At 57.0% G+C, this 14,159-nt stretch carries 10 protein-coding genes and 4 tRNA genes; 10 read left to right on the forward strand and 4 right to left on the reverse strand.

The features are described from left to right. The 9 genes from wzxE (at position 1) to IM304_RS13895 (ending at position 6,565) form a co-directional block, all read left to right on the forward strand. A complete protein-coding gene (gene wzxE / locus IM304_RS13855; protein ID WP_148421644.1) occupies positions 1-1,251 on the forward strand; it encodes a lipid III flippase WzxE in 1,251 nt (416 codons plus the stop codon). After that, positions 1,248-2,327 (forward strand): TDP-N-acetylfucosamine:lipid II N-acetylfucosaminyltransferase, encoded by a 1,080-nt coding sequence (locus IM304_RS13860; protein ID WP_193355351.1) that lies wholly within the window; start codon positions 1,248-1,250, stop codon positions 2,325-2,327. The genes wzxE and IM304_RS13860 overlap by 4 nt, the downstream gene beginning before the upstream one ends. Next, positions 2,324-3,676, forward strand: coding sequence for an ECA oligosaccharide polymerase (gene wzyE, locus IM304_RS13865; RefSeq protein WP_193355350.1), 1,353 nt, complete (start codon positions 2,324-2,326; stop codon positions 3,674-3,676). Before IM304_RS13860 ends, wzyE begins: the two co-directional genes overlap by 4 nt. 12 nt (positions 3,677-3,688) lie before the next feature. Further along, the gene (wecG, locus tag IM304_RS13870; protein ID WP_148421641.1) at positions 3,689-4,429 is read left to right on the forward strand and encodes a lipopolysaccharide N-acetylmannosaminouronosyltransferase; all 741 of its coding nucleotides are present in this window, start codon (positions 3,689-3,691) and stop codon (positions 4,427-4,429) included. Positions 4,430-4,627: 198 nt separating this feature from the next. After that, entirely contained in the window at positions 4,628-6,013 is a 1,386-nt protein-coding gene (locus IM304_RS13875) for an amino acid permease (RefSeq protein ID WP_176609013.1), read from the forward strand. 102 nt (positions 6,014-6,115) lie between these two features. Further along, positions 6,116-6,192: transfer RNA gene (locus tag IM304_RS13880), tRNA-Arg, on the forward strand. Positions 6,193-6,259: 67 nt separating this feature from the next. Further along, a tRNA-His gene (locus tag IM304_RS13885) sits at positions 6,260-6,335 on the forward strand. A gap of 21 nt (positions 6,336-6,356) precedes the next feature. After that, positions 6,357-6,443: transfer RNA gene (locus tag IM304_RS13890), tRNA-Leu, on the forward strand. 45 nt (positions 6,444-6,488) lie between these two features. Next, a tRNA-Pro gene (locus tag IM304_RS13895) sits at positions 6,489-6,565 on the forward strand. A gap of 538 nt (positions 6,566-7,103) precedes the next feature. On the opposite strand, the gene hemY is transcribed toward IM304_RS13895, so the two are convergent. The 4 genes from hemY to hemC are packed head-to-tail and all read right to left on the reverse strand — an operon-like array spanning position 7,104 to position 11,198. Next, the gene (gene hemY / locus IM304_RS13900; protein ID WP_148421690.1) at positions 7,104-8,303 is read right to left on the reverse strand and encodes a protoheme IX biogenesis protein HemY; all 1,200 of its coding nucleotides are present in this window, start codon (positions 8,301-8,303) and stop codon (positions 7,104-7,106) included. 2 nt (positions 8,304-8,305) lie between these two features. After that, positions 8,306-9,499, reverse strand: coding sequence for a uroporphyrinogen-III C-methyltransferase (gene hemX / locus IM304_RS13905; RefSeq protein ID WP_148421637.1), 1,194 nt, complete (start codon positions 9,497-9,499; stop codon positions 8,306-8,308). A 20-nt stretch (positions 9,500-9,519) separates the two neighbouring features. Then, positions 9,520-10,260, reverse strand: coding sequence for a uroporphyrinogen-III synthase (gene hemD / locus IM304_RS13910; protein ID WP_193355349.1), 741 nt, complete (start codon positions 10,258-10,260; stop codon positions 9,520-9,522). Next, complete coding sequence (gene hemC / locus IM304_RS13915) at positions 10,257-11,198, reverse strand: hydroxymethylbilane synthase (protein WP_148421633.1); 942 nt, start codon at positions 11,196-11,198, stop codon at positions 10,257-10,259. Before hemC ends, hemD begins: the two co-directional genes overlap by 4 nt. A gap of 350 nt (positions 11,199-11,548) precedes the next feature. Here hemC and cyaA point away from each other — a divergent pair, with 350 nt between their 5' ends. Continuing rightward, positions 11,549-14,092: a class I adenylate cyclase gene (gene cyaA, locus IM304_RS13920; protein ID WP_148421631.1), complete on the forward strand. Its 2,544-nt coding sequence runs from the start codon at positions 11,549-11,551 to the stop codon at positions 14,090-14,092. The last annotated feature ends 67 nt before the right edge of the window (positions 14,093-14,159 follow it).

The raw sequence follows: 14,159 nt of genomic DNA on the forward strand, positions 1-14,159 counted from the left end.
ATGTCTCTGGCAAAAGCGTCGGTGTGGACGGCAGCGTCCACGCTTGTAAAAATTGGCGCCGGGCTGCTGGTCGTCAAGCTGCTGGCCGTCTCATTTGGCCCTTCAGGTGTTGGTCTGGCGGGAAATTTCCGCCAGCTGGTCACGGTGCTTGGCGTTCTGGCAGGCGCCGGGATATTCAACGGCGTGACCAAATACGTCGCCCAGCATCGCGACGATGCCGAAAAGCTCCGGACCGTGGTGGGCACCTCTTCCGCCATGGTGCTGGGCTTTTCCACGCTGCTGGCTGCGGTATTTTTGCTGGCGGCAGCACCGATTAGCCAGGGGCTGTTCGGACACACGCACTATCAGGGGCTGGTGCGTCTGGTGGCGCTCGTTCAGATGGGCATCGCCTGGGCGAACCTGCTGCTGGCGCTGATGAAAGGCTTCCGCGATGCCGCCGGGAATGCGCTGGCGCTCATCCTCGGCAGCGTCATCGGCGTGATTGCCTACTATTTTTGCTACCGGCTGGGCGGCTATGAAGGGGCACTGCTGGGACTGGCGCTGGTGCCTGCCCTGGTGGTCATTCCGGCGGCGTTCATGGTGATGCGCAGGGGCGACGTCCCGCTGAGCTACCTGAAGCCGCAGTGGGACAAGATGCTGGCGGGGCAGCTGGCGAAATTTACGCTGATGGCCCTCATCACTTCCGTCACGATTCCGGTGGCCTACGTGATGATGCGAAACCTGCTGGCGGCGCATTACAGCTGGGACGAGGTCGGAATCTGGCAGGGCGTAAGCAGCATTTCCGATGCCTACCTACAGTTTATTACGGCTTCCTTTAGCGTCTATTTGCTGCCAACCTTATCGCGCCTGACTTCCAGGCAGGATATTACCCGCGAGATTTTTCGCTCCCTGCGTTTTGTGCTGCCAGCTGTTGCTGTCGCCAGCTTTACCGTCTGGCTATTGCGTGATGTCGCCATCTGGCTGCTGTTCTCGGCGAAGTTTACCGCCATGCGCGACCTGTTTGCCTGGCAGCTGGTCGGCGATGTGCTGAAAGTAGGGGCTTACGTTTTCGGCTATCTGGTGATTGCGAAGGCGTCGCTGCGGCTGTATATCCTGGCAGAGATTAGCCAGTTTGCGCTGCTGACGGCGTTTTCTCACTGGCTGATCCCTGCCCACGGCGCGCTGGGAGCGGCTCAGGCCTATATGGCAACCTATATCGTTTATTTCGCTGCCTGCTGCGGCGTATTTTTACTTTGGCGTAAACGCGCATGACTGCACTGATTCACATACTGGGATCGGACATTCCGCATCATAACCAGACCGTACTTCGCTTCTTCAACGATGAGCTGGCATCCGGCACGCCCGATGCGCGCGAGTTTATGGTCGCTGGAAAGGATAACGGCCTGAGCGCGGCGTGTCCGGCGCTGAACATCACGTTCTGGCCAGACAAAGCGGCACTGAAGAAGGCCGTCGTGGCTAAAGCCAAAGCGGATCGTACCCAGCGTTTCTTCTTCCACGGACAGTTCAACGCCGGGCTGTGGCTGGCGCTGTTAAGCGGTGGGATTAAGCCTTCCCAGTTCAGCTGGCACATCTGGGGGGCCGATCTCTACGAAGTTTCCCGGGGCTGGAAATTCCGTCTTTTCTATCCGCTGCGTCGTCTGGCGCAGGCGCGCGTGGGCTGTGTTTTTGCCACCCGGGGCGATCTCAACTACTTTGCCAGGCAGCACCCGAAGGTTCGCGGGGAGCTGCTTTATTTTCCAACCCGTATGGATCCGGCGCTGAACGGCATGGCGAATGACGCGGTTCGTGAGGGCAAGCTGACCATCCTGGTGGGGAATTCCGGCGATCGCAGTAACGAGCATGTCGCGGCGCTCCGGGCGGTGCATCAGCAGTTTGGCGATACGGTAAGCGTAGTGGTGCCGATGGGCTATCCCGCCAACAACGACGCCTATATCGACGAGGTCCGCCAGCAGGGACTTGCGCTGTTTAGCGCGGAAAACCTGCACATTCTCAGCGACAGGCTGGAATTTAATGACTACCTCGCACTGCTGCGAAAATGCGATCTGGGCTATTTCATCTTTGCCCGTCAGCAGGGGATTGGCACGCTGTGTCTGCTGATTCAGGCGGGTGTGCCGTGCGTGCTCAACCGCGAAAACCCGTTCTGGCAGGACATGACCGAGCAGCATATTCCGGTGCTGTTTACCTCCGACACGCTAAATGTCGACGTCGTGCGGGAAGCACAGCGCCAGCTCGCGCTGGTGGATAAAAATAGCATCGACTTTTTCAGCCCGAACTACCTTACGCCGTGGCACCGCGCGCTGCGTATTGCTTCAGGAGACAACGCATGAGCCAGTTGCAGTTTAGCGGCCTGCTGGTGGTCTGGCTGCTGAGCACGCTGTTTATCGCCACGCTCACCTGGTTTGAGTTCCGGCGCGTACGTTTTAACTTCAACGTATTCTTCTCGCTGCTGTTTTTGCTGACCTTTTTCTTTGGCTTCCCGCTGACCAGCATCCTCGTGTTCCGCTTTGATGTTGGCGTCGCGCCACCGGACATTTTGCTTCAGGCGCTGCTCTCTGCCGCCTGCTTCTACGCGGTGTACTACGTCACCTACAAAACGCGCCTGCGGGCTGCGAAAGACGCTACGCCCCGTCGCCCGCTTTTTACCATGAACCGGGTAGAAACCCATCTGACGTGGGTCATGCTGATGACCATCGCCCTGGTCAGCGTGGCGATTTTCTTCATGCATAACGGCTTCCTGCTTTTTAAGCTCCAGTCCTACAGCCAGATATTCTCCGCCGAGGTCTCCGGAGTCGCGCTTAAGCGTTTCTTCTACTTCTTCATTCCGGCGATGCTGGTGGTCTTTTTCCTGCGTCAGGACAGCAAAGCCTGGCTGTTCTTCCTGGTCAGCACGGTCGCGTTTGGCATTCTGACCTATATGATAGTCGGCGGTACGCGCGCCAACATCATTATCGCCTTCGCGATTTTCCTGTTTATCGGCATTATTCGCGGCTGGATCTCCCTGTGGATGCTGGTGGCGGCAGGGGTCTTTGGCATTGTGGGGATGTTCTGGCTGGCGCTGAAGCGCTATGGGCTGAACGTGGCCGGTGACGAAGCGTTTTACACTTTCCTGTACCTCACGCGCGATACCTTCTCTCCGTGGGAAAACCTGGCGCTACTGCTGCAAAACTACGACAAGATCGAATTCCAGGGGCTGGCGCCGATTGTGCGCGATTTTTACGTCTTTATCCCGTCGTGGCTGTGGCCCGATCGCCCCGGTATTGTCCTCAACACGGCGAACTATTTCACCTGGGAAGTGCTGAACAACCATTCCGGTCTGGCGATTTCGCCAACCCTGATCGGCTCGCTGGTGGTGATGGGCGGTAACTGGTTTATCCTGCCTGGCGCGATCGCGGTAGGGCTGATAATAAAATGGTTCGACTGGCTATACACGCTGGGCAATGAAGAGACCAACCGCTACAAAGCCGCTGTTTTGCACAGTTTCTGTTTCGGTGCCATTTTCAATATGATCGTTCTGGCGCGCGAGGGGCTGGATTCGTTCGTCTCACGCGTGGTGTTCTTTATGGTCGTTTTCGGCATCTGTCTGCTGCTGGCAAAACTCCTGTACTGGCTGTTTGAAAGTGCAGGGCTTGTGCACAGACGTGAGCCACAGGGCAGCACAACGCTGCCGCAAGTCTGAGTAGGGATTATCATGACGGATACAACTTCAGCACCGCGTTATGCGCTGCGTGGTCTACAGCTTATCGGCTGGCGCGATATGCAACATGCGCTGGATTTTCTGTTCGCGGACGGGCAGATGAAATCGGGCACGCTGGTGGCCATCAACGCAGAAAAAATGCTGGCGGTTGAGGACAATGCGGAAGTGAAAGGCCTGATTGAGGCCGCGGAGTTCAAATACGCAGACGGTATAAGCGTGGTGCGTTCAATCCGGAAAAAGTTTCCTGGCGCTAATGTTTCTCGCGTGGCGGGAGCCGATCTCTGGGAGCGGCTTATGGAGCGCGCAGGGGCTGAAGGCACGCCAGTGTTTCTTATAGGCGGTAAGCCCGAGGTGCTGGCGCAGACGGAACAAAAGCTGCGCAGCCAGTGGAACGTTAACATCGTGGGCAGCCAGGATGGCTACTTCAGGCCGGAAGACCGCCAGGCGCTCTTTGAGCGCGTGCGCGACAGCGGGGCGAAAATTGTCACCGTTGCCATGGGATCACCGCGCCAGGAGATCCTGATGCGTGATTGCCGTCTGGTCAGCCCGGATGCGCTTTATATGGGCGTTGGCGGCACCTACGACGTCTTTACCGGCCACGTTAAGCGTGCGCCAAAGGTCTGGCAAAACCTGGGGCTGGAGTGGCTGTACCGCCTGCTTTCCCAGCCGACGCGTATCAAACGACAGATTCGTCTGCTGCGCTACCTCGCCTGGCACTACACCGGAAAAATGTAACCACAAGGCAGCGCGATCTGCTGTTCGCGCTGCAATGCCTCCCGCAAAACTGCTGAGTTTATGCGCAATGCATTCATTTTTTTAATGCATTGTTTGCCATTTGCCAGAATTTAAGAAACCATTCGCTCCGTATTTCAGTACCCCTCAAAAATAATAACCGGCAGCAAGTCGGGAAACAGCAAACACAACCGAGGATTTATGGCAGAGAAAAAACCGGAGCTTCAGCGTGGGCTGGAAGCTCGACATATTGAACTGATCGCGCTGGGCGGAACTATCGGCGTTGGCCTGTTTATGGGTTCGGCAAGCACGCTGAAGTGGGCGGGGCCTTCCGTCCTGCTGGCCTATATCATTGCCGGGCTGTTCGTCTTCTTCATCATGCGCTCCATGGGCGAAATGCTGTTCCTGGAGCCGGTGACGGGCTCTTTCGCCGTTTACGCCCACCGTTATATGAGCCCGTTTTTCGGCTATCTCACGGCCTGGTCGTACTGGTTTATGTGGATGGCCGTCGGCATTTCAGAGATCACCGCCATCGGGGTCTACGTGCAGTTCTGGTTCCCGGAGATGGCCCAGTGGATACCCGCGCTTATCGCCGTAGGGCTGGTAGCGCTGGCGAACCTTGCCGCCGTTCGTCTTTACGGCGAAATCGAGTTCTGGTTTGCGATGATCAAAGTCACCACTATCATCGTGATGATTGTCGTGGGCCTCGGCGTCATCTTCTTTGGCTTCGGTAACGGCGGGCACGCCATCGGTTTTGGTAACCTGACAGAGCACGGCGGCTTCTTTGCGGGCGGCTGGAAGGGCTTCCTGACGGCGCTCTGTATCGTGGTGGCATCCTATCAGGGCGTTGAGCTGATCGGCATTACCGCGGGTGAGGCGAAAAACCCGCAGGTCACGCTGCGTAGCGCGGTTGGCAAGGTGCTGTGGCGTATCCTGATTTTCTACGTGGGTGCGATCTTCGTTATCGTCACCATATTCCCCTGGAACGAGATCGGCACCACCGGCAGCCCGTTTGTCTTAACCTTCGCTAAGATTGGCATCACGGCGGCAGCCGCCATTATCAACTTTGTGGTGCTGACGGCGGCGCTCTCGGGCTGTAACAGCGGGATGTACAGCTGCGGACGCATGCTTTACGCGCTTTCGCAAAACAAACAGCTGCCGGCAGCGATGGGCAAAGTCTCCCGCGTGGGGGTCCCCGTGGCGGGCGTGGCGGTGTCGATTGTGATCCTGCTGATTGGCTCTTGCCTGAACTACATCATCCCGAATCCGCAGCGCGTATTCGTTTATGTTTATAGCGCCAGCGTGCTGCCGGGGATGGTGCCGTGGTTTGTTATTCTGATTAGCCAGCTGCGTTTTCGTCAGGCGCACAAACAGGCGATTGCCAGCCATCCGTTTCGCTCCATTCTGTTCCCGTATGCGAACTATTTAACGATGGCGTTCCTGATTTGCGTATTAATTGGAATGTACTTTAATGAAGATACCCGCATGTCGCTGTTTGTCGGGATGATCTTCCTGGCCGCCGTGACGGCTGCCTATAAACTTTTTGGCCTGGGCCGCCGTGGCTCCGCCCAGAAAGTGGAGGAATAAGCGGCAAAATGTGCAAACCATAACCAAACGCGCATTTTTTTCAAAAAAGCACTAGACAGCGGGGACGGAGGTACGTAATATCCAGCCCCGCAACGGCGCTAAGCGCCCGTAGCTCAGCTGGATAGAGCGCTGCCCTCCGGAGGCAGAGGTCTCAGGTTCGAATCCTGTCGGGCGCGCCATTTTAGTCCCGGCGCTAGAGCTGCGGTGGTCTGAGAAGTAGTCAGAACCGCGTGAAAGAATACAGTGGTGGCTATAGCTCAGTTGGTAGAGCCCTGGATTGTGATTCCAGTTGTCGTGGGTTCGAATCCCATTAGCCACCCCATTATTGAAAGAGTTGTGAATTGCGAAGGTGGCGGAATTGGTAGACGCGCTAGCTTCAGGTGTTAGTGTTCTTACGGACGTGGGGGTTCAAGTCCCCCCCCTCGCACCACGACTTTTTAATGAATTGAACTAAAAATTCAAAAAAGCAGTACATCGGCGAGTAGCGCAGCTTGGTAGCGCAACTGGTTTGGGACCAGTGGGTCGGAGGTTCGAATCCTCTCTCGCCGACCAATTTTGAACCCCGCTTCGGCGGGGTTTTTTGTTTTCTGCGCTTTTACATCCTGTAGTTCTTCCCCGACAGCACCCTTTTTCATTGTCGCGATTCAGCGACATTTAACCTGTTAATATTAAAAGCTTTTTAATTTTATCGCTCTGGCTGTCTCCTGATGGCGACAAATTACCGCCTGCGGCGCTACGTTGTGCGGCTTCAGACGGCGCTTAACAGCATAATTTCCTTTAATCTTAAAATGTTGCGCGATGTAAAAGTTCTGCGTGTAAACCTGGCACATTACGTGCAATAATATACGCGTAGATGCTCATTCCATCTCATATGTTCGCCTTAGTGCCTCATATACTCAGGAATGACGCAGAGCCGTTTACGGTGCTTATCGTCCACTGACAGATGTCGCTTCGGCCTCATCAGACACCATGGGCATAACGTTGAGTGAAGCACCAAATATGTTGTCTTACAGACCTGTTTTAACGCCTGCTTTTATAGCAGGCGTTTTTTTATGCGTAAAAAAAGGAGGCCGTCTGGCCTCCTTGATAATTACTGCTGCGTTCCGTTGTTCTGTAGCGTTAGCAAAAGCCCATCGCGTCGCATGGCGGCGGCCTCCTCCGGCTTGTGCTGCTTGTCCAGCGAATCGGCAAGCCAGGCATAATCAAACGCGTCCGGGCGCTGTTTCAGCGCCGCGCGGAAGGCGAGGCTCGCCTCCTGCCATTCGCCGTGCTTCATCAGGGACTGGCCCAGTGTGCTCCACAGCAGCGGACGATCGCCGACGGTTTTAATCTGCTGGCGCAGCACTTTTTCGATCTGCTCAGGATTATTGGTCTTCAGGCGCGGGATCACCATCACCAGGCGATCGTCATACTGGCGCTTCAGGCCGTCGAGGAGGATCTCCTGCGCGGTGTCGTGGTCGTCACACTCGATCAGATGTTCCGCCATCGCTACCTGCAATGGAACCTGCTGGCGCGTTTTGCGGCTCTGGTTTTTCCACCAGGTTTTCAGGCCGTCGCTGCCGAGATCGGCACGCGCCTGATCCATCAGACCAATCCAGGCCAGACGCTGAAGCTCATCACGATGTTCGTCATCGCCCACGTCGGCTTTCGCCATGGAAGGGATAATGTCCAGCAGCGAGCCCCAGGCACCGGTGCGAATGTACGCCTGTTCGGCTAGACGCAGCACTTCCGGATGGCGGGGGGTAATTTCCAGCAGGCGATCGACGCCGTGACGCGCCGCATGGTTCTCATTCCGCGCCAGCTGCAGGCGTACGCGGGTGATCTCAACCGGAATAGGATCCTTAGTAGAGAGCTCAGACGCGCGCTCAAGATGCTGATTCGCGCGCGCTTCATCGCCGCGCTGCTGTGCCGCTTCCGCCGCCAGCAGGTAGTTCACCACCGGCTGTTCGGCGTGGTCGGCATTTTTCGACATCAGCTTTTCAACCTGCTGATAGTCGCCCTCGGCCAGCTTCAGCAGCGCCTGCTCGGTCTGTTTACGGGCGCGACGGCGCTTACGACCAACGAACCAGCCGCGGGTATGGGCCCCGGTGCGGAAAATACGGCGCAGGATCCATTCCACCGCCAGCAGCACGACAACGCCCAGGATGAGGATAATCACAAGCCCGGTAACGCTGGTTTCAATATTGTAGTTATCGGTCTGGATCAGCACATAGCCCTGGTGCCCCGCGAGCATTGGCCCCAGCACGATCCCGGCGATAAGCAGGATGAAGAGCAAGAATACTTTTAGCATCATTACTCTCCTTGCGGCGCGCTTTCAGGCGCTGGCGCGGCGGCAGGGGTTTCAGCCGGGCGCTCCGCCGGAACGCCCGGCTGGGCCAGCAGGTTACGCACGCGCGTCTGCATGATCTTCTCAAGAATCGGCTGGCTTTCCAGCTTGTCCGGCACGTTCATGGTGATATTTTGCTGGCTCAGCTTGTCGATATCCTCAAGGAACGCGGTAGTGGTGGCGTCATTGGTATCGTAATAAGCCCGAACCCAGGTTGATACGTTATCCAGCGCCTGTTTGTAAGTCTCTTCCTGATGACGCGGCACGGCCTGAGCCGCCACCAGCAGGCGGGAGCGAATGTTTTCGCGCAGATAGACGTCCTGGTTCGGCGCTAACAGCGGCACGGCAGTTTCGTCGCGGCGGCGAATGGTAATAAAGCTGTCCATAAAGTTCTGCCAGCTCTTTTGCAGGTTAATACGCCACTCGCTCAGGGAGCTGGACAGCTCGGTACCGTCGGAATCCATCGGGGAGTCGTCGTCGTTATTATCGGCAAGCTGAAGGTTATCAATCTGGTTTGAGAGCTGATTCACCTTAAGAATGATGCCGTCGTAATCGACCTGAGACACCGCCGACAGGCTGGCGATATCTTCCGTAATGGCGCGACGCGCGCCGATCAGGCTTGGATCGTTCATGTCGGCCAGGCTTGCGTCGGCGCTTTTCAGCAGCGCGGCGGCGGTGGTGACATCCTGATCGCTCCAGAGCTTACGTCCGGCCAGCTTCACCAGAAAATCGGCCTGCGAGAGCAGCCAGGTTTTGGCATCGGTCCCGGAAATCGTGGCGACTTTTTCCTGCACTTCGCTCAGCTGTTTGGTCAACGCTTCACGCTTGCTGTTCGCGTCGGCGAGGGCGGCGGCCTGCTGCTTAATCACGCCTTCCAGCTCGGCCTTTTGCGTCTCCTGCGCTTTTTGCAGGGCCGTGATTTGGTTCACCAGCGCGTCGCTGGTGGCCGTCTGGTTCGTGCCCTGTTTTTTCACCAGCCCGTAAAGACCCACGCCTGCGGCCAGCGCAATCGCGATGGCAATAACGCTCAGCGTAAGGCTGGTTTTGTTGCTGCCGTTTTTCTTCTCAACGGTTTTGTCTGTCGTCTCTGGCTGTGACGTGGTGTCCACAGTCTCCCTGGTCTCTTCAACCACGGCGGAGGATTTTTCGTGTTCCGTCATTATGGCTTCCCATTTGAGAGTTATTGTAATGCGCGCAGCAGCGCATCGTTGTCGGCGTTATCAGCGATCCGAATATCCTGCCAGCCCAGTTCCCGGGCGTGGTTCGCCAGACGCTCGCTGACGACCAGAAGCCGACAGCGGAGTAACCAGTTTTCGCGATACCAGAGCGGTATCAGCGACCAAAGCTGTTGTAACATTTCACCGCTGGTGACGACCAGCGTATTAATTCCGCGCGCCTGCCAGCGCATCGCTTCTTCCGCACCATCATAATGTTTTGCACAACGCTGATAGCACTCAACAAACGTCACGTCCGCACCGCGTTCCCGCAGCGTTTCGCCCAGCAGCTCGCGGCCACCGTTGCCGCGCAAAATGAGCGCGCGCTTTCCGGCAATAGTTTGTAATTCAGGTAATTGTAGCAAGACTTCGCTGATTTCCCGATCTAACGGGTAACGAACATCTATTCCGCTGGCGGTATGTAAGGCCAGCGCGGTGGTGCGCCCGATGGCGAAATAGTGCGGGGCCTGGGGCCAGTTAACGGCCTGCTGTTGCAGCTGCGCATGGGCAAACTCCACGGCATGCTGCGACAGGGCAAAGAGCAGATCTCCTTCGCGGAGGATATTCATCTGGTTCGTGAGCGTGGACAGCTCGCGACCGGGGGAGAATTCAATCAGCGGAAAACTCCAGGCCACCTGCCCCAGTGTGCGCAGACGGCTCACTAACTGCTCTCCTGCGGGAGAAGGGCGGGTGACAAGAATACTCATGCAGGGGGCTCTCCGTTATAGACCTCGGCCAGAATTTCACGTGCGCCGTTATTCAGCAGTTCTTCCGCCAGCGACACGCCAAGCTGCTCGGCATCCTGCGGCGTGCCGCGGCGTTCACCGCGCACCATCCGTGAACCGTCCGGCGCGCCGACCAGCGCACGCAGCCACAGTTCACCCTCGGTTAATTCAGCATAGCTGCCAATTGGCACCTGGCAGCCACCTTCAAGGCGAGTATTCATTGCGCGCTCGGCTTTTACGCGAACGGCGGTGTCGTCATGATTCAGCGGCGCGAGCAGTTCCTGAGTGCGCGCATCGTCCAGACGGCACTCAATGCCGACGGCACCCTGACCGACGGCGGGCAGCGACAGCTCGGGCGGCAGCGCCACGCGAATGCGCGACTCCAGCCCCAGGCGTTTCAGACCTGCAACCGCAAGGATAATGGCATCGTAGTCGCCGTTATCCAGCTTGCCAAGGCGCGTGCCGACGTTACCCCGCAGCGAACGAATCACCAGGTCAGGGCGACGTTCAGCCAGCTGACACTGGCGGCGTAAGCTTGACGTGCCGACCACGCTGCCCTCTGGCAAAGCGTCGAGCGACGCATAGCGGTTAGAGACAAACGCATCGCGAGGATCCTCGCGCTCGCAGATGGTCACCAGCCCCAGCCCTTCCGGGAACTCAACGGGCACATCCTTCATCGAATGCACGGCGATATCGGCGCGGTTCTCAAGCAATGCCAGTTCCAGCTCTTTGACAAACAGGCCCTTCCCACCGACCTTGGCCAGCGGCGTATCAAGAATGACATCGCCACGCGTAACCATAGGCACCAGCTCAACGCGTAATCCGGTGTGGCAGGCTTCCAGGCGCTGCTTAACATAATGTGCCTGCCAGAGCGCAAGAGGACTTTGGCGTGTGGCAATTCTCAAAACATTGTCTAACATGCTTGTTACCGTCATTATCAATCGCTAACCATCCTAACATTGTTGACACTCGGATGGCAGTTTTACGGTTGATGAAGAGTGAGAGGGACGGGCGGCGTTCTTGTCAGCCACAGCCGTATTCAGGAATTTACACGTGCAGAACGGTGCTACACTTGTATGTAGCGCATCTTTCTTTACGGTCAACCGGCAAGGTGTTAAATTGATCACGTTTTAGACCATTTTTTCGTCTGTACCACCAGAAAAGCAAAAGGCGAAAGAAGGGTAACGGTTATCTTTTTGAAATACTGCGGGTCCGCTGCTTTTTCTGTTTTGACTGGCGTGCGACACCCGGAAACATCAGGCGATACGTCTTGTACCTCTATATTGAGACTCTGAAACAGAGACTGGATGCCATCAACCAACTGCGTGTCGATCGCGCGCTTGCTGCCATGGGCCCTGCTTTCCAGCAGGTATACAGTCTACTGCCGACATTGTTGCACTATCACCATCCGCTAATGCCGGGTTACCTCGATGGTAACGTTCCCCAGGGCATTTGCCTCTTCACGCCTGATGAAACCCAACAGCATTACCTGACTGAACTTGAGCTTTACCGCGGCATGCCGCCGCAGGTCTCGCCGAAAGGTGAGCTGCCGATCACCGGGGTTTACTCCATGGGCAGTACGTCCTCGGTTGGGCAAAGCTGTTCGTCTGACCTGGATATTTGGGTCTGCCATCAGTCATGGCTCGATAACGAAGAGCGCCAGCTGCTGCAGCGTAAATGCAGCCTGCTGGAGAGCTGGGCGGCGTCGCTCGGCGTGGAAGTGAGCTTCTTCCTCATTGATGAAAACCGTTTCCGCCATAATGAAAGCGGCAGTCTGGGTGGTGAAGACTGCGGCTCGACTCAGCACATCCTGCTGCTGGATGAATTTTACCGTACTGCCGTTCGTCTGGCCGGGAAGCGTATTCTGTGGAATATGGTGCCGTGCGATGAAGAAGAGCATTACGACGACTACGTTATGTCGCTCTACTCGCAGGGCGTCCTGACGCCAAACGAGTGGCTGGATCTGGGCGGCCTTAGCTCCCTGTCCGCCGAAGAGTACTTTGGCGCAAGCCTCTGGCAGCTCTATAAAAGTATTGATTCGCCGTACAAAGCGGTGCTGAAAACCCTGCTGCTGGAAGCCTATTCCTGGGAATACCCAACGCCGCGCCTGCTGGCGAAAGATATCAAGCAGCGTCTGCACGACGGAGAGATTGTCTCCTACGGGCTTGATGCCTACTGCATGATGCTGGAACGCGTTACCGAATACCTGACGGCCATTGATGACACCACGCGTCTTGACCTGGTGCGCCGGTGTTTCTACCTCAAAGTCTGTGAAAAACTGAGCCGCGAGCGCGCCTGCGTTGGCTGGCGTCGTGAAGTGGTGAGCCAGCTGGTAAAAGAGTGGGGATGGGACGAAGAGCGCCTCTCTATGCTCGACAACCGCGCCAACTGGAAGATCGATCAGGTGCGTGAAGCGCACAACGAATTGCTCGATGCGATGATGCAGAGCTACCGTAACCTGATCCGCTTTGCTCGCCGAAACAACCTGAGCGTTTCCGCCAGCCCGCAGGATATCGGGGTGTTGACCCGTAAGCTGTACGCCGCGTTTGAAGCGCTGCCGGGCAAAGTTACCCTGGTGAACCCGCAGATTTCGCCTGACCTGTCTGAGCCGAATCTGACCTTTATCTACGTGCCGCCGGGCCGCGCTAACCGCACCGGATGGTATCTGTACAACCGTGCGCCAAGCATGGACTCGATCATCAGCCATCAGCCGCTGGAGTATAATCGCTACCTGAACAAGCTGGTGGCCTGGGCCTGGTTTAACGGCCTGCTGACCTCGCGCACCCGCCTGTTTATCAAAGGCAACGAGGTGGTCGATTTAGCCAAATTGCAGGAGATGGTGGCGGATGTCTCCCACCACTTCCCGCTGCGCCTGCCGGCGCCAACGCCGAAAGCGCTCTATAGCCCATGCGAGATTCGCCACCTGGCGATCATCGTCAACCTGGAATATGACCCGACGGCGGCCTTCCGCAATCAGGTGGTCCATTTCGACTTCCGCAAGCTGGACGTCTTTAGCTTCGGCGAGCAGCAAAACTGCCTGGTGGGTAGCGTGGATCTGCTGTACCGCAACTCGTGGAACGAAGTGCGTACCCTGCACTTCAACGGCGAGCAGGCGATGATCGAAGCGCTGAAAACCATCCTCGGCAAGATGCATCAGGACGCCGCGCCGCCGGACAGCGTGGAAGTGTTCTGCTACAGCCAGCACCTGCGCGGCCTGATTCGTACCCGCGTACAGCAGCTGGTTTCAGAGTGCATCGAGCTGCGCCTCTCCAGCACCCGTCAGGAAACCGGGCGTTTCAAAGCGCTGCGCGTCTCCGGTCAGACCTGGGGCCTGTTCTTTGAACGTCTGAACGTGTCGGTGCAGAAGCTGGAAAACGCCATTGAGTTCTACGGCGCGATTTCGCACAACAAGCTGCATGGCTTGTCCGTTCAGGTGGAAACCAACCACGTCAAGCTGCCGCAGGTGGTGGACGGCTTTGCGAGTGAAGGGATTATTCAGTTCTTCTTCGAAGAGTCGGGCGACAACGCCGGATTTAACATCTACATTCTGGATGAAACCAACCGCGCCGAGGTGTATCACCACTGTGAAGGCAGCAAAGAGGAGCTGGTGCGCGACGTCAGCCGCTTCTATTCGTCCTCGCACGACCGCTTCACCTACGGCTCAAGCTTCATCAACTTCAACCTGCCGCAGTTCTACCAGATTGTGAACGTCGACGGGCGCGCGCAGGTGATCCCGTTCCGTACGCAGGCGATTACGCCCGCCGTGCCTGCTAATCAGGATACCGCACCGCTGTTGCAGCAGTATTTCTCCTGAGTCTTTTAGCCGGGTGGCGCTTGCGCTTTTCGAGCCGTTGCAGGCCCGGTGCGTAGCCGCCACCGGG

Source organism: Enterobacter cloacae complex sp. P40C2 (assembly GCF_014930695.1).
GTDB lineage: Bacteria > Pseudomonadota > Gammaproteobacteria > Enterobacterales > Enterobacteriaceae > Enterobacter > Enterobacter pasteurii.

Coding starts and splice junctions, on each gene's coding strand:
- hemC (WP_148421633.1), bottom strand. CDS start 11,198: ATGTTAGACAATGTTTTGAGAATTGCCACACGCCAAAGTCCTCTTGCG.
- hemY (WP_148421690.1), bottom strand. CDS start 8,303: ATGCTAAAAGTATTCTTGCTCTTCATCCTGCTTATCGCCGGGATCGTG.
- hemX (WP_148421637.1), bottom strand. CDS start 9,499: ATGACGGAACACGAAAAATCCTCCGCCGTGGTTGAAGAGACCAGGGAG.
- wecG (WP_148421641.1), top strand. CDS start 3,689: ATGACGGATACAACTTCAGCACCGCGTTATGCGCTGCGTGGTCTACAG.
- hemD (WP_193355349.1), bottom strand. CDS start 10,260: ATGAGTATTCTTGTCACCCGCCCTTCTCCCGCAGGAGAGCAGTTAGTG.
- IM304_RS13875 (WP_176609013.1), top strand. CDS start 4,628: ATGGCAGAGAAAAAACCGGAGCTTCAGCGTGGGCTGGAAGCTCGACAT.
- wzyE (WP_193355350.1), top strand. CDS start 2,324: ATGAGCCAGTTGCAGTTTAGCGGCCTGCTGGTGGTCTGGCTGCTGAGC.
- wzxE (WP_148421644.1), top strand. CDS start 1: ATGTCTCTGGCAAAAGCGTCGGTGTGGACGGCAGCGTCCACGCTTGTA.
- IM304_RS13860 (WP_193355351.1), top strand. CDS start 1,248: ATGACTGCACTGATTCACATACTGGGATCGGACATTCCGCATCATAAC.